This window comes from Methylocaldum sp. GT1TLB (genome assembly GCF_051027445.1).
Lineage (GTDB): Bacteria > Pseudomonadota > Gammaproteobacteria > Methylococcales > Methylococcaceae > Methylocaldum.
Genome location: NZ_CP194898.1, coordinates 3,726,415 through 3,748,250, shown reverse-complemented (window position 1 = coordinate 3,748,250; position 21,836 = coordinate 3,726,415). Strand labels below are relative to the sequence as shown.

Annotated in this window: 20 protein-coding genes; 5 read left to right on the top strand and 15 right to left on the bottom strand. The window is 56.2% G+C overall.

Going from position 1 to position 21,836, the window contains the following annotated elements; all coding sequences use genetic code 11:
• Positions 1-141 precede the first annotated feature (141 nt).
• Both ACR2R1_RS16485 and ACR2R1_RS16480 read right to left on the bottom strand, forming a co-directional pair.
• The gene (locus ACR2R1_RS16485; protein WP_077731927.1) at positions 142-834 is read right to left on the bottom strand and encodes an MgtC/SapB family protein; all 693 of its coding nucleotides are present in this window, start codon (positions 832-834) and stop codon (positions 142-144) included.
• Between the two features lie 161 nt (positions 835-995).
• A complete protein-coding gene (locus ACR2R1_RS16480; RefSeq protein ID WP_434110976.1) occupies positions 996-3,362 on the bottom strand; it encodes a penicillin acylase family protein in 2,367 nt (788 codons plus the stop codon).
• Positions 3,363-3,459: 97 nt separating this feature from the next.
• On the opposite strand from ACR2R1_RS16480, the gene rph reads away from it, so the two are divergent.
• A complete protein-coding gene (rph, locus tag ACR2R1_RS16475) occupies positions 3,460-4,188 on the top strand; it encodes a ribonuclease PH (protein ID WP_077731929.1) in 729 nt (242 codons plus the stop codon).
• Between the two features lie 33 nt (positions 4,189-4,221).
• Here the strand turns inward: rph and ACR2R1_RS16470 are convergent, their stop codons facing one another.
• On the bottom strand, positions 4,222-4,800 hold the full coding sequence (locus tag ACR2R1_RS16470) for a beta-class carbonic anhydrase (protein WP_156881457.1): 579 nt from the start codon (positions 4,798-4,800) through the stop codon (positions 4,222-4,224).
• A gap of 125 nt (positions 4,801-4,925) precedes the next feature.
• On the opposite strand from ACR2R1_RS16470, the gene ACR2R1_RS16465 reads away from it, so the two are divergent.
• Complete coding sequence (locus ACR2R1_RS16465) at positions 4,926-5,525, top strand: XTP/dITP diphosphatase (RefSeq protein ID WP_077731931.1); 600 nt, start codon at positions 4,926-4,928, stop codon at positions 5,523-5,525.
• A gap of 17 nt (positions 5,526-5,542) precedes the next feature.
• On the opposite strand, the gene ACR2R1_RS16460 is transcribed toward ACR2R1_RS16465, so the two are convergent.
• The 3 genes from ACR2R1_RS16460 to rluD form a co-directional block, all read right to left on the bottom strand.
• Entirely contained in the window at positions 5,543-6,376 is an 834-nt protein-coding gene (locus tag ACR2R1_RS16460) for a ZIP family metal transporter (protein WP_077731932.1), read from the bottom strand.
• 251 nt (positions 6,377-6,627) lie between these two features.
• Positions 6,628-7,353: a peptidoglycan editing factor PgeF gene (gene pgeF / locus ACR2R1_RS16455; RefSeq protein WP_434110974.1), complete on the bottom strand. Its 726-nt coding sequence runs from the start codon at positions 7,351-7,353 to the stop codon at positions 6,628-6,630.
• Entirely contained in the window at positions 7,350-8,297 is a 948-nt protein-coding gene (gene rluD, locus ACR2R1_RS16450) for a 23S rRNA pseudouridine(1911/1915/1917) synthase RluD (RefSeq protein WP_205780852.1), read from the bottom strand. The genes pgeF and rluD overlap by 4 nt, the downstream gene beginning before the upstream one ends.
• Positions 8,298-8,354: 57 nt before the next feature.
• Between rluD and ACR2R1_RS16445 the strand changes: the two genes are divergently transcribed.
• The 3 genes from ACR2R1_RS16445 to ACR2R1_RS16435 all read left to right on the top strand — a co-directional run bounded on the left by ACR2R1_RS16445 (position 8,355) and on the right by ACR2R1_RS16435 (position 10,666).
• Entirely contained in the window at positions 8,355-9,200 is an 846-nt protein-coding gene (locus tag ACR2R1_RS16445; RefSeq protein ID WP_434110972.1) for an outer membrane protein assembly factor BamD, read from the top strand.
• Positions 9,201-9,240: 40 nt separating this feature from the next.
• Positions 9,241-10,176 (top strand): carbohydrate kinase family protein, encoded by a 936-nt coding sequence (locus ACR2R1_RS16440; RefSeq protein ID WP_086133769.1) that lies wholly within the window; start codon positions 9,241-9,243, stop codon positions 10,174-10,176.
• 202 nt (positions 10,177-10,378) lie between these two features.
• Positions 10,379-10,666 (top strand): RNA-binding protein, encoded by a 288-nt coding sequence (locus ACR2R1_RS16435; RefSeq protein WP_133719098.1) that lies wholly within the window; start codon positions 10,379-10,381, stop codon positions 10,664-10,666.
• 151 nt (positions 10,667-10,817) lie between these two features.
• On the opposite strand, the gene ACR2R1_RS16430 is transcribed toward ACR2R1_RS16435, so the two are convergent.
• From ACR2R1_RS16430 to ACR2R1_RS16390, 9 genes are all read right to left on the bottom strand, one after another.
• Positions 10,818-12,665: a hypothetical protein gene (locus ACR2R1_RS16430; protein WP_434110969.1), complete on the bottom strand. Its 1,848-nt coding sequence runs from the start codon at positions 12,663-12,665 to the stop codon at positions 10,818-10,820.
• A gap of 198 nt (positions 12,666-12,863) precedes the next feature.
• Complete coding sequence (gene phoU, locus ACR2R1_RS16425) at positions 12,864-13,556, bottom strand: phosphate signaling complex protein PhoU (protein WP_166642721.1); 693 nt, start codon at positions 13,554-13,556, stop codon at positions 12,864-12,866.
• A gap of 39 nt (positions 13,557-13,595) precedes the next feature.
• Positions 13,596-14,429 (bottom strand): phosphate ABC transporter ATP-binding protein PstB, encoded by an 834-nt coding sequence (gene pstB / locus ACR2R1_RS16420; protein WP_077731937.1) that lies wholly within the window; start codon positions 14,427-14,429, stop codon positions 13,596-13,598.
• A 105-nt stretch (positions 14,430-14,534) separates the two neighbouring features.
• A complete protein-coding gene (gene pstA / locus ACR2R1_RS16415; protein WP_347257418.1) occupies positions 14,535-15,848 on the bottom strand; it encodes a phosphate ABC transporter permease PstA in 1,314 nt (437 codons plus the stop codon).
• On the bottom strand, positions 15,841-17,220 hold the full coding sequence (gene pstC, locus ACR2R1_RS16410; protein WP_434110967.1) for a phosphate ABC transporter permease subunit PstC: 1,380 nt from the start codon (positions 17,218-17,220) through the stop codon (positions 15,841-15,843). Before pstC ends, pstA begins: the two co-directional genes overlap by 8 nt.
• A gap of 78 nt (positions 17,221-17,298) precedes the next feature.
• Positions 17,299-18,387 (bottom strand): PstS family phosphate ABC transporter substrate-binding protein, encoded by a 1,089-nt coding sequence (locus ACR2R1_RS16405; protein WP_240502616.1) that lies wholly within the window; start codon positions 18,385-18,387, stop codon positions 17,299-17,301.
• Positions 18,388-18,533: 146 nt separating this feature from the next.
• Entirely contained in the window at positions 18,534-19,496 is a 963-nt protein-coding gene (locus ACR2R1_RS16400; RefSeq protein WP_086133750.1) for an alpha-L-glutamate ligase-like protein, read from the bottom strand.
• 4 nt (positions 19,497-19,500) lie between these two features.
• Complete coding sequence (locus ACR2R1_RS16395) at positions 19,501-21,030, bottom strand: inactive transglutaminase family protein (RefSeq protein ID WP_086133751.1); 1,530 nt, start codon at positions 21,028-21,030, stop codon at positions 19,501-19,503.
• 40 nt (positions 21,031-21,070) lie between these two features.
• A complete protein-coding gene (locus ACR2R1_RS16390; RefSeq protein ID WP_348529981.1) occupies positions 21,071-21,634 on the bottom strand; it encodes an ATP-dependent zinc protease family protein in 564 nt (187 codons plus the stop codon).
• Between the last annotated feature and the right edge of the window lie 202 nt (positions 21,635-21,836).

The following is a 21,836-nucleotide window of genomic DNA, read 5'->3' as shown; positions in this document are numbered from 1 at the left end:
ATCGATCGTAGCGTGCCCGAAACGCGCACTTGCGAACCGCCCATGAGAGTTGACGCGATGTTCAAGGTTGAGATCACTTGCATGACGCGGCAAGTTCAACATATCTCGACCACTCGCCAGATTTGACGGGATAAATGGGGGCTAATCCCCCACCGGTGAAATGCTGAACTCAAGAAGGTCGGTTTCTTGCCGTAGCCTATCGGCAAGCCGGCTGAAATGGACTAGATCGTAAGTGCGGATGACCATGCAGTACTCGAAGGCTTTGCCGCTGTCGACAAGACGGTAGCTCATGCCCGCGATGCGCGCCTTGTATTGAACGATCAACGCACAGACGGACGATTCATCGGGCGCCGAATCCCTCGAATACCGCAGCCTCAGCTGGGCGTATTGTTGGCTCGGTATCCAGTACTCGATCAATCGGAACAGAGCCAGAGTACCCAAGACCGCACCCGTAACCAGAATCGCGGGGTAATAGAAGCCTATGCCGTAAAGAATGCCGAGGGCGGCAGTCATCCAGATGGATGCGGCCGTGGTCAGGCCGCGGATGGTGAGCCTTTCCTTGAAGATCACCCCGGCCCCCAGAAAGCCGATGCCCGTCATGATGCCTTGGGCCATGCGCGTCGGATCGGTCTGGATCGTGTCCAGCGGAACACCCTTCAACCACAGCCTCTGGTAGCCGGTCAGCAACATCAGTAGCGCTGAAGCCAGACAGACCAGAGCATGCGTGCGAAATCCGGCCGGACGACCGTGAAAGGTACGTTCGAGTCCGATAAGGGCGCCGGCCGTCCATGCGCTCCCTAAACGGATCGCGATTTCGAGGTATTCGTCGCTCATAACGTCCTCCCTAGCGCAGCAATGCCGTTAAGTTAAGCCGTCATGCCGGCATCCAGGACACAAGGATGTGATTCAGGCCAATGCCCTCCGTGGCTTCTAGATTCCGACGAAGAATGACGAAGCAGGACCTGACTTAACGGCATTGCCCGGTGCAGGCCGGATTATTCGGGAATCAGCGTCAAATGATGTTTGGCCGCACCCGGCAGGAAAGGCAAAGCAACGCCTTTGAGCCAGGCTTGCTGCTGGTCGCGGTAATGCACCGAGAACGGGTGCCCGGATTGGCCGCCCGGCATATGGAGAATGCCGTCCTCGGGATGATTCGGCGACACCGCCATGCGCTCGCTGGCGCCGTGGCCGTCAAACAGCACTCGCACGCAGAAGCTGCCGCAGCCGCTCGCGGGCTCCTCGGGCATATCCAGAACCCAGCCGGCGAGTGTGAACGTCTGACTGAACGGATGGCTCAAATGGACCCGGTTGATCTCACCCCATGCCAAATTCTCCAATCGGTCGACGCCGTTCCGCTGCTTGGCCTCTTCGGCACTGCGGCGGAGCGTCTCGATCAAAAAACTGCGCCAATCGGCATATTGCCGATCCGGCAGCGTTTCCGGAACCTGTTCCGTGAGCAGCGTACGAAGCGGCGTTTCCTGCTCGCGCCAGGCATAGGCGAAATTCGGATCGGCCGCCGCGCACCGACTCACCAGAGGAGCGAACACGGCTTTTGCGAGATTTCGCCGCCACTCGACCAATAGCCCTATACCGATGCTATCGGCATCGAGCCGGCCGTTCCAGCGTTCGATCGAGCGCTTCGCCTCCGCCAGAATTGCGTCTTCTGGCTCACCGTTCAGCACGGACAAGGCCAGGCGGCGATAGAACTCGTAAAACTCGCTGACCGTATCGAGCTGCAAGGCCAGCATATCCTGTTCCGAAACCCGAGGCATCCCCTTAAGCTTCTCGGCGATTCGGTAGGCACGGTAGCTGAAGGAGAAATTGTGGCCGATCACGTAAGGATATTCCTTGCCCAAAGTACGATTGTTGGCGGTTGCGAGAAACCCTTCGGCGGGATCGACGACCCGCGGCAGTTCTTCGGGCGGAATGAATCCGTCCCAGCGGGCGCTACCGTTTGCCCAGGAAACGCTGACGCTCCCGTCGAAGCCCACCCGCCTCGGGAAAAAGCCCATGTAAGTCCAGGCGATGTGCCCCGCATCGTCCGCCAGAACGACATTCTGGGGCGGCGCGCCGGCGCGGTTCACGACTGCCATGGCCTCATTCAGGGTTTTGACGCGGTCCATCCCCAGTAATCCCAGATTCACGGCTCGCGGGTCCAGCGCAGTCCAACGGACCGCCACAGGCTGGCCGAGCAGCGGCTCCGGTGCGAGCGGCCCCCAAACCGTGCTCTTCAGCTCGAGGGGCTCGGCACTGCCATCCTTAACGACTATGGTCTCGGTCCGGGTCTCGAACCGACGCCAGCCTTCCGGCGTCCGGTATCGGCCGGGATCGGCGGGATCCAGTTCGACCCGCACCAAATCCAGCAAATCGGCGTCTACATTGGTAAATCCCCAAACCACATGACGGTTGCTGCCGACTACGACCAGCGGCACTCCCGGCAGAGTGACACCCGACAAATCCACGTCTCCGTAGAGCAGCCGGGCACGATACCAAATATTCGGCACCGAAAGTCCCAAGTGCATGTCGTTGGCCACAATGGCGCGCCCGTCCTTGGTTTTAGTTCCGCCCACCGCCCAGTTGTTCGAGCCGATGCTGGGCGCTTCCGGCTCGATGACGCTGCCGAGCTTCTGGTCCCCGACCTCCTCGATCAAGCTCGCGATCGATTTCACCGGAACCGGGCGCGCCGGCCGGTGCGAATCGCCGCCGCCCAAGAGAACGGTAACATAGGGATCGGTGTCGGGAGTCAGGAAAGCGGTCACCTCGGCAGGAAGGAGACGATCCATCAGCGTAAGGGTTCGCTCGTCCTTGTCATGTCCGTTCAACGTTTGAAACATGCCCAGCGCGACCAGCATGCTGTCCTCCAGCCGCCAGGCATCGGGATGATAAGCCAGGACGCGGAACTCGAACGGCAAGGCCTTAGCCCGGGAGATGAACGCATTCACGCCATCCGTGTAGGCTTGCAAGACCTTGCGTTGATCCGCCGGCATCCGGTTCACAGCATCCTCGGCCGCGCGCTGAAACTGGTAAGCTCTTTGCCGTTTATCGAGGAGCAACGCTTTCGCGCCGAAAACTTCCGCCAATCGTCCGGCCGTCTTGCGCCTCATCAGGTCCATTTGGAAAAGCCGGTCGCGCGCATGGAGATACCCCAACACGCGGAATGCATCCTCCCGCGTTTCCGCCCGCACCGAAGGAATTCCGAACTCATCCGCTTCCACCTCGGCCTTTTCGGAGAGTCCTGGCAGCCCCGCCTCGCCGTCCATGACCGGCAGCGACTGGGCAATCCTGTCGATCTGATAAGCGGCGGGCGCAATGACGAACAACAACGCGAAACCGAACAAATATAAGAACCGTTTAGCATTCATGAGCGATTATCGTGACTTCTGTTATGGATCGCCGGTAAAAAGCGAGGGCAGTTGAATTCGGGTATACTGCCCCGATTTTCGAAGAGCGAGCAATACCATGAGACCGAGCGGACGCCAGCCGGATGAACTGCGAGAGATCGCATTGACCTGCAATTATACGAAACACGCGGAAGGCTCGGTGCTCGTCGAATTCGGCGATACCCGCGTGATCTGCACGGCCAGCATCGAAGAAAAAGTACCACCTTTCCTCAAAGGTAAGGGCAGCGGGTGGATTACAGCGGAATACGGCATGTTGCCGCGCTCCACGCATGAGCGGATGGGAAGGGAGGCAGCCAGAGGCAAACAGGGCGGCCGCACCATGGAAATCCAGCGGCTCATCGGACGTTCCCTGCGGGCGGCGCTGAACCTGGAAGCCCTTGGCGAGCGGACCATCACCATCGACTGCGACGTGATCCAAGCGGACGGCGGTACCCGAACGGCCTCGATTACCGGGGGCTATGTGGCCTTGTCCCTGGCCGTAGGCAATCTGATGAAACAAAGAAAGCTCCGGATCAATCCTATCCACGGCCAAATCGCTTCGGTGTCGGTCGGCATCTACAAGGGCGTGCCGGTGCTGGACTTGGACTACCGCGAGGACTGCGAGGCAGAGACCGACATGAACGTGGTCATGAACGAGGCCGGCGCCTATGTGGAGGTTCAAGGCACGGCGGAAGGTCATGCCTTCCGACGCGATGAACTCAACACCATGCTCGATTTGGCCGGCAAAGGAATCGCAGAATTATTGGCTCATCAGCGAGCCGCGCTCGAAAATTGCAAAGCCGGCTGAAGCCGGCTTTGCCTCAGACCATCCCGGAACGCCTTATAGCGGACGTCCAGCGGCCATGGCCGCCGGCACCTCCACCAGCTTGCCCGATCTTACGTCGTAGATGAAACCGTAGATCGGAATGTTCTTCGGCACCAGGGTGTGATTACGGATGCGTCTCACGTCCTCGGCAACGCTCTGTTCCTGATTCTTGATGGTCAGCCAGTTGATGTATTTGCCGTCGGTACACCCCGGCCCTTTACCCACATCGTGCCAACCGCTGGCGTCGATGGTCGCGGTTTCGAGGCTATTGCTCAGAAGATCGCCCATGATCTCGTTGGTGAACAGTTCCATACCGCAATCGGTATGGTGAATCACGAACCATTCGCGGGTGCCGAGCAGCTTGTAGGAGATCACCAGGGAACGGATGGCGTCGTCGCTGGCCCGTCCGCCGGCATTGCGGATCACGTGGGCGTCGCCCTCGGTAAGACCGGCGTACTTGGCAGGATCGAGGCGCGCGTCCATACAGGTCAGGATCGCGAAATGCCGCCCCGGCGGCAAGGGAAGATGGCCCTTGTTGAAACTCGCCGCGTACGCTTGATTAGCGCTGAGCACTTCGTTCAAGATTTGGCTCATATCTTTTTCTCCTCTGAGATTGTTATTGTTTATGACGCCGCCTGCTCAAGCAGCAGCCGACGCACCGGCTGATACGCCCCCTTCCCGGAAAGCGATTCGGCCCGCCATCGTGAGACAAGCCGACGATGAAAAAAATCCTGCTCGCCAGCAATAACCCCGGAAAGGTCCGCGAAATCCAGGCCATATTAGCAAACGATGACATAGAGATCGTACCGCAATCCGCTTTCGGAGTCCCGGATATCGAGGAGGTCGGATTGACCTTTGTCGAGAATGCGATTCTGAAAGCTCGGCACGCCAGCCAGCTTTCCGGCCTGCCCGCCATAGCCGATGATTCGGGACTGGAAGTCAACGCCTTGGGCGGCGCGCCCGGCGTTTTCTCGGCCCGATATGCCGGCCCCGGCGCGAACGATGCCGAAAATAACGCCAAGCTGCTCCGCGAACTGGAGAATATTCCGGACGCCGAGCGGACCGCCCGATTTCGCTGCGTCATGGTTTTTCTGCGCCACGCGCAGGACCCGAGCCCATTGATCGGACAAGGCGTATGGGAAGGCATCATTCTGCGCGAACCGCGCGGCAAAGGAGGCTTCGGTTACGATCCGCTGTTTTTCGTGCTGGAAAAAAACTGCACCTCGGCCGAATTGTCCCCGGACGAAAAAAATCGCCTAAGCCACCGCGGCAAAGCTCTGCGGGAACTCGTGGCGCAAATGCGCGATTCGGCTAAATGAGCGTTCGGCCGATATTCCTACGGGACGATGGCGGGGCATTTCGATGAAACAGCCTCGGGGGAATGATCTTTATGAAATTCCTCGGTATAGGCATGCGCCGAAAAGATCAGCAGCACGCCGGCACTGATCATGGCGATTTGTTGAAATGCGGCACTGGCATTGGTGCGGTGGTGCAAACTGGGAATCAGGTCCGCAACCGCTACATAAATGAAACTCGATGCCGCCAAGGCGAGGAAATAAGGCAGCGCCTCGCGCAGATTTTCCAAGCTGTAATACGCCAGGACACCGCCCAGCAGAGTTGCCAAACTGGACAGCAGATTGTAGAGCAAGGCCTTGGGACGGCTATAACCGCTTTTCAAAAGAATCGCAAAATCGCCTACTTCCTGGGGAATCTCATGGGCGAACACCGCCAGGCTCGTGACTATCCCCAGATGTACATCGGTAAGAAAAGCCGCGGCGATCAGCACGCCATCCACGAAATTGTGGATACCGTCGCCCAATACGATGAGAGTGCCGGCCGGCTGGTGAAAGTGGTCGTCCGTATGCGTCTCGCAGTCGCCGGCGTGGCAATGCCGCCAAAGCAGCAGTTTTTCCAACAAAAATAGCGCCAAGATTCCGAGAAGAACGGCGGCGAAGACGCTCTCCGACTGCTCCGTGCCGACCGTTTCGACAGCATGGGGCAAAAGATCCAGAAACGCCACGCTCAATAACGCGCCCAAGGCGAAGCTGATGCCGTGAGGGAGCACGCGGGGATGATGATGGTCGGGAATCATCAGGAACAGCGATGCCGCAAGGACGCTCAAAACGCCGCCGATCAAGGTAAAAATAATTATCCAGAGGAGAAGGTTCATGTCTTATTTAAACCTAGAAGCGGCGGTTGGACGTGCCCGAGTGTGCGGCAGGCGGACCGGATAGCAAGGCGCGACGACGCGGCGGGGTATTCTCCCGCGAGGAGGAGCAACGCCGCCAGCCGGTCCGCCTGCCGTGCAATCGGGTACGTAGCGGCGTCACTCAAACGGTGACGTAGGTAGAAGGTAGGGCAATAAGGATTCATGGAACTTTTCTAGTTATTTAAGCGGTCAACCGCTGTTTCTAGGTTTATTTATTCGCGCCAGATCAACGTAGCCATGCGGCCCGTCACGCGGTCGCGGCGATAGGAAAAAAACTCGTCGGCATTGCCGAAAGTGCAAAAGCCCCCGCCGTAGATTGCCGAAACCCCGGCATCGTTCAGTACGATACGTGCGAGGTGATAAAGATCCGCCAGCCATTTTGCGTTCTCCGTTTGGCGAAACGCGGCGGCGAATGCCGCTCTCTTGCGGACGAAGGTCTCCCGGACCTCATGACCTACCTCGAACGCGTCCGGACCGATTGCAGGCCCGAGCCACGCCAACAAATCATCGCCTTCAAGCGCTTCGACGGCGGCTTCGATGACGCCCGCCGCAAGCCCTTTCCAGCCGGCGTGCACCGCCGCGACCCGATCGCCTTCCTTCGAACACAGCAAAACGGGGAGGCAATCCGCCGTCATGACCGTGCAAACGATGCCGGTTTGGCATGTGAATGCGGCATCCGCGCTTCGATAGGTCGATACGTCGGCCCGAATGACGTGTTTTCCGTGCACTTGATTCAGCCACACGGGTTCCGCGGGCAGACTCAAGGCCTCCCGCAGCCGATGCCGGTTTTCCGAGACCCGACTCGGCTCGTCCCCGACGTGAGCGCCGAGGTTGAGGCTCCGATATGGGCCTATGCTCACCCCGCCCCGGCGCAACGTGCTCGCCGCCCGGACGCCGGGCGGCACGGGCCACTCGGGTTCGATCCAGAATCGGCTCATGCCTGTTCTCTCAATGCCGCAAGCAGACCGGAGAAATCCGCAGGGAGTGGCGACTGCCACTCCGTGTACTCACCGGTTGCGGGGTGAATGATCCCGAGCTTTTCGGCATGCAAGGCCTGTCTTTTGAAATTTCGGATGACTGTGATCAGCTCTTCGCTCGCGCCGGCCGGTATCTTGAGCCGACCGCCGTACACCGGATCGCCGACCAGCGGATGATGGATATGGGCCATATGGACGCGAATCTGATGGGTACGCCCGGTTTCGAGCTTTACCCGAAGCAGGGTGTGGTGGGGGAAGCGCTCGGCGATGCGGTAATGAGTGACGGCAGGCTTGCCTTCCTCGCGGACGGCGAAGCGCTTCCGATCGGTGCGATGCCGGCCGATCGGCTCGTCCACTGTTCCGCCGGCGGTGATGGCACCCTGCACCAAGGCCAGGTATTCCCGATGCACGGTCCGAGTCTGGAGCTGCTCCACCAGCGATTTGTGCGCGGACAAGGTCTTGGCGGCCATCAACAATCCGCTGGTATCCTTGTCCAGCCTGTGAACGATACCGCAACGCGGAATACCGGCCAGCCCAGGGGCATGATGCAGCAAAGCATTTTGCAGAGTTCCGTCACGATGGCCGGCCGCCGGGTGCACGACCAGACCCGCGGGCTTGTCGATGATCAGGACCGCGTCGTCCTCGTAAAGGATCGCAAGTGGGATATCCTGGCTCTCGACGGCCGTGGTCTCCTCGACTTCAGCATGCAGGACCACCCGTTCGCCGCCCAGAATCCGGTGCTTCGGAGACAAAACAGCCCCATCGACTCGGGCAGCTCCGTTTTTGATCCAGCTTTGCAGACGATTTCTGGAAAAATCCGGAAACAGTTCGCTTAGAGCTTGATCCAGGCGACGGCCGGCTAGCGATGGAGGAATTTCGGCGGTAAGAACGCGGGTGGAATTCACTTCTATGGGATAGATAATTCAATGTATACTGCGAGCGTTAAGACTGCCGCTCCTATCATGTCGTCTTTTTTCACTTTTTTTCGGCCTGTGCGCTTCGTTCTTTGGCCGCTCGCCTTTGCCATACTGCTATTCGGCTGTTCTACCACTCGCGAAGAAAGGGATGAATACGCCGACTGGACCGCGGAGCAGTTTTACACCGAGGCCAAAAAGGCGCTGACGGAAAAACGTTACGAAAAAGCGGTGAAATTATACGAGAAACTGGAAGCTCGTTATCCGTTCGGCAAATATGCGACTCAGGCGCAACTCGACATCGCCTACGCTTACTACAAAAACGACGAGCCCGATTCCGCTCTTGCCGCCACCGACCGCTTCATCAAGCTCAATCCGACTCACCCGAACGTCGATTACGCCTATTACCTCAGGGGCTTGGTCAATTATAACCGAGGCATAAGCTTTGTTGATCGTTTTCTGCCGACGGACTCGTCGCAGCGTGACCCTGGATCGGCTCGCGATGCCTACAGAGAATTCGAAGAACTGATTGCCAAGTTCCCCAAGAGCCGCTATGTGGACGACGCCAAGCAACGTATGGTGTCGTTAAGAAACAATCTGGCCATGTACGAGGTTCACGTTGCCGACTTTTACATGCGACGTGGGGCCTATCTTGCGGCGGCCAGGCGCTGCACCGAAATCATTCGCAACTATCAGCGTACTCCGGCCGTGCCCGTGGCTTTGCAGATCATGGAACAGGCCTACCGCAAGCTGGATATGAAGGAATTGGCCGACGATGCGGCTCGCGTCTACGCATTCAATTATGCTCAAGGCGTTCCCGGCCAGGCTAAAGATCTGGTTTACGAGCCGTCTGCCATGGAGCGCTTGTGGAACTTTCTCGGTTTGGAAAAATAGGCTTCCGCTTCGTTCGGTGGATAGGATGAGCTTCACAAGGATGAACACACCCTCCCCTAAAATTGAAAGCCAAAATATTCACGTATTGTGCGTTGGACACGCATCGTACGACCTCATCTTTTCCGTACCGCACCATCCTGAAGCGGACGAAAAAATCTTCGCCGAATCCCTGATGTCCTGCGGCGGCGGTCCGGCCGCGAACGCGGCCGTAACCGTAGCGCGTCTCGGCTATAACGCGGCTTTTGCCGGTTATTTGGGAAACGACCCCTATGGACAAATCCATTTCGAGGAATTGCAACGGGAGAACGTGTCTACCGATCTCATCGTCCGCGGCGCGTCGCCCACGCCATTGTCCGCAATTCTGATAAAACCGGACGGCAAGCGGGCTCTGGTCAATTACAAGGGCGCCAGGGCGCCTTTGCCGGCGGACAGCATCGATTTTTCGGACGTTACGCCGAAAGTCATCTTGTTTGACGGGCACGAGCCCGCCCTCTCCGAACCATTGTGCGCCTGGGCGAAGTCCAGAAACATTCCCACGGTCCTGGACGCCGGCTCTTTGCACAAGGGAACCGACGCGCTGATGTTCTCGGTGGACTTCCTGGTGTGCTCGGAAAAATTCGCGCGGCAATGGCTGGATGATGACGATCCGGCGCAGGCTTTGAATCGTTTGGCCGAACGCTCACCCGCAGTCGTCATAACCTTGGGCGAAAATGGGCTGATCTGGAAGAAGGGCGTCGAGTCGGGAAACCTCCCTGCATTTCCGGTAAAGGCCGTGGATACTACCGGAGCCGGCGATGCGTTTCACGGAGCATTCGCCGCCGCCCTTGCAAGCGGCCAAAATTGGCAGGATATCTTGCACTACGCCAGCGCCGCCGGCGCCCTTTGCTGTACCAAGGAGGGCGCGCGACCAGGCATTCCCGATCGGGAAACGGTCGAACTGTTCTTGAAAAATCAGAAACAATCACCGAGTTATTGACATCGGACAACTTCCCTTTGAAGCTTATGGAATCTCGGGATACGTTCAGCCTTTCTCCATTACCGGGTATGAATGGGTGTATAGGCCGCCAATTTGGCTCCGTAGAGGGAGTCGATCATCAGTTCTTGATCTTAGTGCCATTCGTTAAGCAGCTGATGTATTTAATAAGGAAATGGCACGAAGTGATGAACAGGTGTTTTCGATGAATATCTACGTCGGCAATTTGTCCTATCAAGTCACCAGCGAGGAATTGCGTCAAGCTTTCGAACGCTTTGGCGAGGTTACCAGCGCGAACGTCGTGATGGATAAACTTACAGGTCGCTCCAAGGGCTTCGGCTTTGTAGAAATGTCGGATCGGGCTAGCGCTGAAGAGGCTATCAAGCAGCTAGATGGCGCCGATCTCAAGGGGCGTAATATCCGGGTAAACGAGGCACGCCCTCGCTCCGAAAGCCAGTCGAATTTTCCGCCTCGGCGCGCCCGGCACATTTGACGGCTAAAAACGCGCCGTCTCCACATTCCAACTCTTTGGAACACGAGACGGCGTTTTAGCCCCGTTGCGGGCCGATCGTCCTGCGCCGCTAAATGTGCCCAGGAATCAGTTTATTATCAAACGCGCATGAGCTGCGCGGCTTTACGGATATTCAGTTAAGCCGCTCTACGAATCCGGCGTCGACTCTGCAACCACCCAGGTCCGGATAGTCGCGCAAATTCTGCAAATGATCGCGATAGACCGGATGCTGGAAAGCAATGCGTTCGACCTTTCCGCCGTCAAACTCGAACTCCAGGGCTCCGCCTTTAGCCAAAGGACTCCCGATTCTTGTCGCAAAAAGCATAATCGCCAAGTTTTTGAGCGGTCGCCCCTGCTCGAATGCAGGTCGAGCGCAGCTCAAGGCATCAATCTGAAGTGCCGAAAAAACCTGAGCCAATTGCGCCGAGGTTGCTACAATCCCGGCCCCCGGCACGGCCGGAACATTCAATATCTGTTCGAGACCGAAATCCGCGAGATGGTTTTGTAGCAATACGGTGCCCGTCCCCTTTTCGTCGGATGCAATTAAAGGAAACAATTGACGCTCGGCCACCGCAGGATCGGAGTTCGTCATCGCCGCGGTGAGTTGGCGCTCCACGGAGCGAATGGCAGCGAAATAGCTTTCTTTCTCTTGGGTCTGTTGCAAGATTCCTCGCCAATCCTCCTCGGAATTGACCGACAACCCCATTTTTTTCATCGTCTCATAGTCTTCCGAGGCCAAGCATCCGCCGAAGCCCTTAGCCCGGTACTGCTGTAACTGGCTATTGGGAACAGTTCCGCTGAGAACTTGTTGCCCCGGCACGTTGTAGTTCCTCCAATCGGCGCTCTTATCCAAGAAGTAGTAAAGCACGGCATTGCGGTCGAATTTATTGAAGCCGAGATCTTTCATCACGACCTTGAGCTTCCGACAACTGCTCTCGACGTCCTTATAACTGTCCCAGTTCGGCTGAAGATTCGGGCGATCGGGATGATCCGCCTCGGCGATGTATTTCAACAAGGTCCCATTCGCTGATCCCCCCTGCATTTTCGAGCGCCAAAGCTCTTCGAGAGAGAGATCTCTCGCATCCGGCAATCCGTCCGGATTGATCTTCATCAGGAGGGACGAGCGCAAGGCGCCATGGACCCTGACCTCGCCCAAAGCCTTTGCATCGGTGCCCAGGATTGCGACGGGACTGTCCGAAATCTCACGGATGACAAATCGGGTTTTATTGACGATGCCTCCCTGGTTGTTCAGCGTAATGGCCGCTGGGAGCGAATGTGTCTCACGCCTGCTTTGACTCCCTGAAGCATCTGCCTGCGTCATTTCCGCAGACCGATTCTCGTTATTCAGCATCCACCCCGAGGCAAGCTGCCCCACGAGGGCCACACCGGCTCCCGCTCCGGTGAGGGCCAGCACGCCACTCGCCGTGCCGACATCGCTCGCCAGCTTGGCGAAATCGACGTCGCTGTTCAAACTATTGACGAAACTGAAGTCGATTTGGGTGTCTTCGGCGGTATCGAGCCTCATCCAAGGCGTCAGATAAACTTTCTTGGCATTGAAGGTAAAGCTGCACTCTCCGGCCGCCGTCTGATAAACGAGCGCGGGCACTTCCTGGTAAAGCTTGAGCTTATCGTTTCTGATTTGGAATAAAAGTGCGGCCGAGGTACCGCCCTTCTGATAGCTTCTGCCGAAGTCCTGGCATGGCTGTCCGCGGCTTGCATCGCGCTCGAATTCGAATTCGGAAATCAGTTGAACATAGAAATCATCGCCCTGCACCGCAGACATGCCCGGCAAGGCGCGCAGTTCTGCCGATTCCGTCTCCGGATAATCGATGGAAACCTCCCGCGTTCCGGCACACCCCGAGAGGATTAACACTCCCGCGGCGGCGAATCGAGTCAAACTGGAACGGAGGAGCACAAGACGTCGCAAAGCGATCAGCCTTCGTTCGAATACGAAGGTTCGTGGAATTGTCGATTTTGGCATCTGTGTATATTGGCGCACACTACCGGCTTCGGTTAACGCCACCGGCCGAAAAACCGTAGTAATACGGGCGCGATCGCTAAAAGAAGATGAGGGTTAAGGCATGCGCTGCTTTAGAAAGAGTTGCGCTTCAGCATAGGACTATACCGTGTCATTGCCGGCATATCCAGCCGACGGCGGTCTATCGCAATGGGCGAGCCATCATGGACTTTGGTGCCTGACGTCTTTTCCCTTAATCTGAAAAACGACATACTCGGCAAGATTCTGCGCATGGGCGCCGACACGCTCCAAGGCCTTGACGGCCAACACCGTGTTGATCGCGAAACCGATGTTTCGGGAATCCTCCATGATATAAGTCATCAACCGCCTTAAGCTCGCCTCGAACTCATCCTCGAACGCGCGGTGATGGGCGATGATGTCTCGGGCCGCGTCTTCATCGGACCGGTCGAACGCATCCAAAGCTTTTTCCAGCGCATCGACCGCCATTTGCCCCATGACGTGCACATCGCGCAGCAGATGCTCGTTCGGGTCGCTGGTATCGTTTCCATAGATTTGCAGGGCGATGTTCGCAACCCTCATCGCTTCGTCGCCGATACGTTCCAAATCGGTAACGCCCTTCGACACCGCCATGATCATCCGAAGATCCCCGCCAACGGGGCAGCGGCGCGCAAGAACCTCCACAATAGTCCCATCGGTCTCCACTTCGAGAAGATCGAGCTCGTTCTCGCGCTGACCGATCTTGCTGGCCAACGCCATGTCTTTGGTCTTGATCGCCCGCAATGCATCCTTGAGCTGAGACAATGCCAACCCGCCCATTTCGACGATGCGGTAATGAAGCTGGCTCAACTCGCCGTCAAAGCGTTTGACGATGTGCCCTTCACCCTGAGTTGTCATCGCGTCTCCCATCTCGGTTCATGGCCGGATTCCGTTTCATCAACCGAAACGTCCGGTGATGTAATCCTCGGTCAACTGATGGCGGGGATTCGTAAAAATCTGCGCCGTTTCGCCCACTTCGATCAACCGGCCGAGATGAAAATAGGCCGTCCGCTGCGAAACGCGCGCCGCCTGCTGCATGGAGTGCGTTACGATCGCGATCGTGTAATGCGAGCGAAGCTCGTCAATCAGTTGCTCGATCTTGGCCGTCGCGATCGGATCTAGCGCCGAGCACGGCTCATCCATCAGAATCACCTCGGGGTTGACCGCGATCGCCCTCGCGATGCAGAGCCTTTGCTGCTGTCCGCCCGACAGGCTGGTCCCCGGCTGATGCAAATAATCCTTGACCTCGTCCCAAAGGCCCGCGCGCCTCAAGGACGTCTCCACCACTTCTTCGAGCTCCGCCTTCGAGGAAACCAAACCATGAATCCGCGGTCCGTAGGCCACGTTCTCGAAAATAGACTTCGGAAACGGATTGGGTTTTTGGAACACCATGCCGACTTGAGCGCGTAACGGCACCACATCGAGCGAGCCGTCATAGATATCCTGACCGTCGAGTACGATTTGCCCCGTGACTCGGCACCCCGGGATGGTGTCGTTCATTCGGTTGAGACATCGGATAAAGGTCGACTTGCCGCATCCGGACGGCCCGATAAGCGCAATCACTTCATTGCGGCCGATATCGAGACCAACATCTTGAATGGCGTGCTTTTCACCGTAATAGACGTTTACGTTGCGGCATACGATGCGTGAATTCGGTGAAGTAATTTCACCGACCGTGTGTGAATATTCCCGGTTGAAGGAAGCTTCCGAAATTCTTTCGCGGACTTTCATTCGTGGCGGCTCTCTGTGCGATACCGACGTCTTAAATTCCATAAATGAATTCATACCTCGACCTATTATCTTTCCGACCGTTTGGTGAAAGCGCGTTCTTAGTGATTACCAGCGTCGCTCAAAGCGCTTGCGGATATAAACCGCCAAGCCGTTCATAAAAATCAAAAACACCAGCAAAACCATGATGGCCGCCGATGTACGCTCGACAAAGGCACGCTCCGGACTATCGGCCCAAAGATAGATTTGCACCGGAAGAACCGTCGAAGGCTCCATGATGCTTTGGGGGACGTCGACAATGAACGCCACCATACCGATCATGAGGAGCGGAGCGCTTTCACCCAGCGCACGCGCCATGCCGATAATAGCCCCCGTCATCATCCCGGGAACAGCCAATGGAAGAACGTGATGGAACACCATCTGCATCGGGGAAGCACCCACGCCCAGCGCAGCTTCCCGCACCGACGGCGGAACGGCCTTCAAAGCGGACCGTCCGGCAATGATGATAACGGGCAGGGTCATCAAGGTCAGCACCAAGCCGCCGACCAACGGCGACGATCGCGGCAGCCCGAAGAAGTTGATGAATACCGCAAGCCCGAGCAAACCGAATACGATCGATGGAACCGCCGCCAGATTATTGATATTGACCTCGATGAGATCGGTCCAACGATTCCGCGGCGCGAACTCTTCCAAATAAATCGCCGCGGCCATGCCGATCGGTAGCGAGAGACTGAGGGTTACCAAGAGCGTAAACAAAGACCCCATCACGGCGCCCCATATCCCCGCCAACTCCGGCTCCCGCGAGTCGCCCGACGTAAAGAAGGCCGTGTTGAACGATTTCTTGATACGGCCATCAGCCTCGAGCTTATCAATCCAGGCGATTTGATTATCTTTGATGCGTCGCTCGCCCTCCGCTCCGGTCCGTCCCAACTGCCCTTTCACAAGCATGTCGGTATCGTCGTCGGCGGAAATCCACACCTTCTGAGTCTTCCCGATGAGCTCCGGGTTGGCCAAAACAAGGTCGCGGAGATCGTAGGAAGCGCCTGCACTCAAGAGGCTATAAAGCGCTCTCTTTGCCTGGCGCTCCTTCACGTCGAGGAACATCGAGCTCAGAGCGTTTTTCAAAAGCCGGTCATAATCCGCTTCCATGAGAGCGGACGGGTCGCGTCTACCGTCAGGATCGATGAGTTGGGGATCGAAATAGACGTCCAGCGCGATCGACGTTTGTTGAAAAGCCGTATACCCCCTGGCGATGATGCTTCCGAATAGAAGGACCAAGAAACACAAACCGACAACAATGGACAAGAGCCCATAAAGTCGGAAACGCTTCTCCGCCTGTCGCCGTTTGACCAGGCTAGCATGGACGACATCGATAGTCCGGTCGGATGAAGAGCCCCCCGAAATTTCACAGATCTCATTCATACTGTTCCCGATACTTGCGCACGATATGCAGAGCGATGATGTTCAGCGCCAAGGTCGCCAAAAAGAGCACCAGTCCGAGAGCGAAAGCCGCCAAGGTTTTTGGACTGTCGAATTCCTGATCGCCAACCAGCAGGGTTACGATTTGGGTTGTGACGGTGGTGACAGCCGCCAGAGGATTAGCCGTGAGATTGGCCGTGAGCCCTGCCGCCATAACCACGATCATGGTTTCGCCAATGGCGCGAGACACCGCCAACAGAACACCACCCACTATGCCCGGAAGGGCTGCCGGTATGATCACCTGCCTAATCGTCTCGGATTGGGTCGCACCCAATGCGTAAGCGCCGTCGCGAAGCGATTGAGGCACGGCGTTGATGAAGTCATCGGAAAGCGACGACACGAACGGAATAATCATGATCCCCATGACCAACCCCGCAGCCAGAGCGCTTTCAGACGATACGTCCAGACCGATCCGCACACCCAGATCGCGAACGAACGGGGCAATCACCAGCGCCGCGAAGAAGCCATAAACAACGGTAGGTATACCGGCAAGAATTTCCAGAAGCGGCTTGGCCGTGGCACGGAATCTGGGACTAGCGTATTCCGATAGATAGATGGCCGAGAGCAAACCGACCGGAACCGCCACCATCATTGCGATCAAGGAGATCAACAGAGTGCCTACGAATAGAGGCACGGCGCCAAAAGCCCCGGAAGAACCGACTTGATCCTCCCGGATAGCCATCTGCGGGCTCCAATCCAAGCCGAACAAAAATTCGGTAATGGGTACTTCTTTAAAAAAGCGGATCGATTCGAAAAGAACCGATAAAACGATGCCGATCGTCGTAAAAACGGCAAGGGTCGAGCAAACGATCAGAAAAACCGTTATCGATTTTTCCACGTGGTTCCGGGCTCGATGTTCTTTGCTGATTCGTTGGCGAGCGTAGGCGGCTCCGGTGATAGCCACGAAAGTGGCCAATACGCTCAGTAAACGATTACTCGTATCCTTGAGCCTAAGATAGTGATTTGCCGCAGCCTCGACGGCTGGCTCGATCTCCCCTGCAACGGCGCCGCTTGCAACATTCCGAATATCGTTGACCAATAAGCCGATCCGATCCGGTGGGGCCGAGCTCAATTCTTCCGGGAGTGCCGAAACAACCAGTTGGATTACGATCGAATTTTCAAAGGCGGTCCATAAAAACAAGACCAATAACGCCGGAATTCCACACCAAAGCGCAGCATAATAGCCGTAATAACTCGGTAACGAGTGAAGACTCCTGACCGTTCCACCGGCCACTTGTAGAGACCGCCGGCGACCGATGTGGTAGGCGGCCGCACTTAGCAATACAAGCAGGAACAGAAGTGTGGATTTCTGCATTCTAAGGCAAGCCCTCGAAAAACAAGCGACCGGGATTGCAACCCGGTCGCTGAAATATCGCTTCTCGAATGACTTTCGTCACATCGAGTAGTTCTTCAAACTCTTTGCATTCTGTGCAACCTCCTTGCGCTCGCTATTAGGCAAAGGAATCAGACCTTTATCCGTCAGATAGCCTTCCTCCCCCATGGCTTTCTCGCTCGTAAACTCCGCGACATAAGCTTCGATTCCCGGAATCACGCCGACGTGGGCCTTTTTAACATAAAAGAACATCGGCCGGGAAACAGGATATTGTTGGGCCGAGATAGTGTCGTAATCCGGTGCGATTCCATCCATGGGAATGGCTGAAATTTTGTCGCCATTTTGGTCCAAGAAACTGAAACCGAATATACCTAAAGCTTTGGGGTTGGCATTCAGCTTTTGAACGATCAAATTGTCGTTTTCGCCCGCCTCGATGTACGCGCCGTCCTCCCTGACCGTTTGGCAAATTCCTTTATACTGTGCTTCGTCCTTTTCTTTCCAAGCCTTAATCCATTTGAAGGTCTGACAGCCGCCTTCCAGCGCCAACTCGGCAAAGGCGTCTCGTGTACCGGAAGTCGGCGGCGGCCCCAGCACTTCGATCTTGACATTCGGCAAAGCCGGATTGATTTGGTTCCAAGTCTTGTACGGATTATCTACCAGTTTGTCGCATTCTTGGCAGGATGGATCGGGCACTTTCTTGGCGAGCGCCAGAAACACTTCGCGGCGCGTCAACTCCATCGCCTCCGCTGACTTGGCGTGGGCCAACACAATCCCGTCATAACCGATTTTCACCTCGGTAATTTCTTTTACGCCGGCTTTCTGACAGGCAGCCAACTCGGCCTTTTTCATCGGACGTGACGCATTGGCGATATCGGGGTATTGAACGCCAACACCGCTGCAGAAAAGCTTAATGCCGCCGCCGGTTCCGGTCGACTCGATTTTTGGAGTCTTGAATTTGCCGCCTCTCCCGAATTGTTCCGCGACTACCGTCGCAAACGGATAAACAGTCGAAGAACCCACAATACTGATGTAATCGCGGGCTGCTTCGGCGTGTGCCTTAGCGCCGAACAGCGCCATCGAGATGACCGCTGCGAACCCCAAGAATTTATTTTTCACTAGATCCCCCATCGTAAACTGAATATCAACCACGGCTAGATTCCGGAAATCGCCTCACAGCAGGACATTTTTAACAAAGAATTGTTACCGTAATATTTCAATCCGCCATGGGTCCGAACGCCGTATTTAGATCTCATCAACCTACAAAAGTGTGCCCCAATCAACTCGAGGCCGAAAAACTATGGATTTGAAGTGGCCAGGTTTTGTGCCAGCTCGACTCGGTCCTCTACAGAAAGCGGTATTTCAGCCATACGTTCGACTTGGCGCAAACGAGGCAGAATGCCGATTTTATTGGCGAGCTGAATGCTCAAGCCCGGTCTAGCGTTAATTTCAAGCATCAATGGACCAAAATTCTTATCCAAAACAATATCGACACCGATAAACCCCAACTTGACCAAATCGTGACAGCGCGCCGTCAGCGCAAGAATTTCACTCCAATACGGAATTTCCAATCCGGCTAGCTTGCCTCCCGTATCCGGATGCTGATCAATGGGCGTTTCGCGCCAGACACCGGAAAACGTTCGCCCACTCGCCAAATCTATCCCGACCCCAATGGCACCCTGATGGAGATTCGCCTTGCCGTCGGATAATCGCGTCGGCAGCCGCATCATGGCCAACACCGGCACCCCTCGGAACACGATTGTTCGGATGTCCGGCACGCCCTGATAGCTGATCTGATCGAATATCGGGTCGAATTTGACCCGATATTCGATCAACGCCGAATCGGGCAACCCGCCCAGACTGTACATACCGCTCAAGATATTGGAAATGTGATGCCCCACTTCATCATCATTGGCCAAAGCGCCACTGGCTTTTCGATGGCGTCCGTTTTGGCGGCCGACGATGATCAGGATTCCCTCGCCACCGCTGCCGTGCGCCGGCTTGATGACGAAATCCTCATACGGCTCGACCATCTCCCTTAACTTCTCGATTTGATGTTCGATCTCGACGATTCCGTACAGTTTCGGCACGGCAATGCCAGCGCTCAAAGCAAGCGCTTTGGTTTTGGACTTGTCATCGACCAAGGGAAAATAGCGGCGGGGATTATACGGGAGAATGAAATCAGCATTGCGTTCGTTCATTCCCATAATTCCCTGGCCGCGCAGGCGCTCCCAAGGAAATCGAATGCTCCAAAATCCCATATGCCTATCGTCTCAGCGCCGCTCTGAAACGCCATAGCTCGGTCAGGCGATAACCGGTATAGCGTCCGAGCAACAAGGTCATAGCGAGTACCACCAAGAGGATTTCCGGGAACACAAACACGAGATGTCCGAGGGTTTTACTGCTCATAATGAGATAGGCAAGCGAAGCAACCAGCAGACTTCCCAGTCCTTGTTTCAGGGCTTCGGCAGGACCCGACTCTTCCCAAACCAGAGACATTCGTTCTATGGTCATCGCTAAAATCACCATCGGGAACAGGGCTATCGAAAGACCACGATCTATACCCAATTTGTGGCTAAATAAGCTGACCGTCGCCATCAGCAAGATAACGATGATCAGCACCGACGCCAAACGGGGAACCAATAGAAGCTTTAGATATTCCAGATAGAAGCGGATGAGGAGTCCCGACGCCACGAGTACGCAAAAAAGCATCACGCCCCATAAGAGTTCGGTCTCTCGAAAAGCCAACGCGATCAAAACCGGCATAAAGGTACCGAACGTTTTGATGCCGATGACATTGCGCAAGAACACGATAAAAAACGCGCCTACCGGCACCAAGAGCAGCACGCGATAGACGTTTTGAGTTTGTACCGGAAGGCTGAACAGAGAAAACTCCATGATGCGCGAACCCATCTGCCGCGCTCGCTGCTCGGCTACTAGGGTCATGTCCTGAGTATGTTTTCTCACCGAATATTCGACTTTGGCATGCTTGCCGCCCGTTACCTCGAGCACCGGAGAATCTCCCAAATGCCACACGACGGCTTCTTTGGGAAATCCGGTTTCACCCGTTTCCGGACCGAACGGCAGCCAACCGACACCGTCGAAGATTTCCAGCCAAGGCGTCAAGGCGCCGTGACTGATACCGTCCCTGAGAATCAGGACATGTGTCATTCGCGCCGGAACATCCGCGGCAGCCAGCAAATTTATGACTCGGCGAACCCAGTCTTCGGAACCCTGGATGTCCTGCCTGAGCAAAACGACGTTAGGATCGGGAGTCGGCGCATTAAGGCGCAACAACAGCTCACGGGCAAACGTAGCGGCATCGGCGGATTTGCTGCGCACCTCGTCCAGCAAGGCCCATGCGGCCGAACGCATCAACTCCGGAAACTCGGATGCCTGTACACTGGGTACCGAAGAGATTGCGGAAGGCAAGGTCGCCATCGGATCGCGGGCCAGATTAATGCGGTAATAAAGCACCTGATAACCTTTTACCCGCCGCACTGCCCATTCAGCGAAGCGCCGTGTCCCGTCATCCTCGGTCGTCAGGCCATAATTGCTGGATACGAAGTTCTCGTCGACGACCGTGTAACCAACAGGGGCGCGGGGAATGGAGAAATGCACCTTTACCGGCGTATCCCGCTTCGCCTTGAATTCGATGCGCGCCTCGACGGTCCACACTTCCGCCTGCTCTGTAGGCAGCAAAGGCAAACCGAGCCGGGTTACCTTGTACCAGCACAGCGAAACACCGATGGCCACCAAGACCAATGCCAGTATCTTAACGTGCAGGTTCCGCAAGAATTTATCCTACGTTAAGGGTGACAGTCGAACCGTGCGTCTATTTGCTTTTGTTTTGGTCAGACTCGCTAGACACACAAGGGTCGCTATCCGCTTTATACAAAAAGGTGTCCCCCGAGTCGACCAGCGCTACGTCTTTGAGAAAACTTCGGCCTAAAAGCACCGGGTAATTGAAATTGCTCCGATCGACAAGAGTGAACTCGGTTTCGTAATTTCTGCCATTCTTGCACAGCACCAGCTTCACGACGTCACGCTTGGTCGCGCGTGTCTTACGCTCCTTGATATAAACAGTCCGGACTAGAGGACGCTCAACCGTGATGGATTTATCGTCGTCGGTTCCGGTCAGCGTGAAACGTACCCATTCCTCACTATTTTTCGTAAAGTGCTCGATGTTGTCGGCATGCAAAGACGACGTTTTGGCGCCGGTATCCAGCTTCGCCGTTATGCGGATGTTCCATGGCTTGAGAAACACGGATTCCAGCCAGCCCATGACGGCTTTTTCGCGGACGGCCGATTGCGCCTCGGCAGCCAAAATCGCGATTGAGAGTGTCAACAAGAAGATCAAGGTGCCGAATCGCATCACGAAGCTATAGATTTGGAGCACTCGTCTACGCTAACGGGAATCGACGAGCGGCGGAACACGATTAAGGACGTGAGGCTGGTGGCGTCGGATAGCTGCCAACGGCGTAGAATGGCACGACCGCAGATACTCTTCACATTCACCACGCGGGGAACGACTTGCCGAAGCTGACTTCTCCGGCAAGTACAAGAAAGCAAAACTAATTTAGAATCGATCCAAACCGGGG

Excerpts from the sequence above, each read along its gene's own strand:
- pgeF (WP_434110974.1), bottom strand. The coding sequence starts at position 7,353 with ATGAGCCGATTCTGGATCGAACCCGAGTGGCCCGTGCCGCCCGGCGTC.
- ACR2R1_RS16480 (WP_434110976.1), bottom strand. The coding sequence starts at position 3,362 with ATGAATGCTAAACGGTTCTTATATTTGTTCGGTTTCGCGTTGTTGTTC.
- ACR2R1_RS16445 (WP_434110972.1), top strand. The coding sequence starts at position 8,355 with ATGTCGTCTTTTTTCACTTTTTTTCGGCCTGTGCGCTTCGTTCTTTGG.
- phoU (WP_166642721.1), bottom strand. The coding sequence starts at position 13,556 with ATGACAACTCAGGGTGAAGGGCACATCGTCAAACGCTTTGACGGCGAG.
- ACR2R1_RS16485 (WP_077731927.1), bottom strand. The coding sequence starts at position 834 with ATGAGCGACGAATACCTCGAAATCGCGATCCGTTTAGGGAGCGCATGG.
- ACR2R1_RS16465 (WP_077731931.1), top strand. The coding sequence starts at position 4,926 with ATGAAAAAAATCCTGCTCGCCAGCAATAACCCCGGAAAGGTCCGCGAA.
- pstC (WP_434110967.1), bottom strand. The coding sequence starts at position 17,220 with ATGCAGAAATCCACACTTCTGTTCCTGCTTGTATTGCTAAGTGCGGCC.
- pstB (WP_077731937.1), bottom strand. The coding sequence starts at position 14,429 with ATGAAAGTCCGCGAAAGAATTTCGGAAGCTTCCTTCAACCGGGAATAT.
- ACR2R1_RS16470 (WP_156881457.1), bottom strand. The coding sequence starts at position 4,800 with ATGAGCCAAATCTTGAACGAAGTGCTCAGCGCTAATCAAGCGTACGCG.
- pstA (WP_347257418.1), bottom strand. The coding sequence starts at position 15,848 with ATGAATGAGATCTGTGAAATTTCGGGGGGCTCTTCATCCGACCGGACT.
- ACR2R1_RS16440 (WP_086133769.1), top strand. The coding sequence starts at position 9,241 with ATGAACACACCCTCCCCTAAAATTGAAAGCCAAAATATTCACGTATTG.
- ACR2R1_RS16460 (WP_077731932.1), bottom strand. The coding sequence starts at position 6,376 with ATGAACCTTCTCCTCTGGATAATTATTTTTACCTTGATCGGCGGCGTT.
- ACR2R1_RS16435 (WP_133719098.1), top strand. The coding sequence starts at position 10,379 with ATGAATATCTACGTCGGCAATTTGTCCTATCAAGTCACCAGCGAGGAA.
- rph (WP_077731929.1), top strand. The coding sequence starts at position 3,460 with ATGAGACCGAGCGGACGCCAGCCGGATGAACTGCGAGAGATCGCATTG.
- ACR2R1_RS16430 (WP_434110969.1), bottom strand. The coding sequence starts at position 12,665 with ATGCCAAAATCGACAATTCCACGAACCTTCGTATTCGAACGAAGGCTG.
- ACR2R1_RS16400 (WP_086133750.1), bottom strand. The coding sequence starts at position 19,496 with ATGGGATTTTGGAGCATTCGATTTCCTTGGGAGCGCCTGCGCGGCCAG.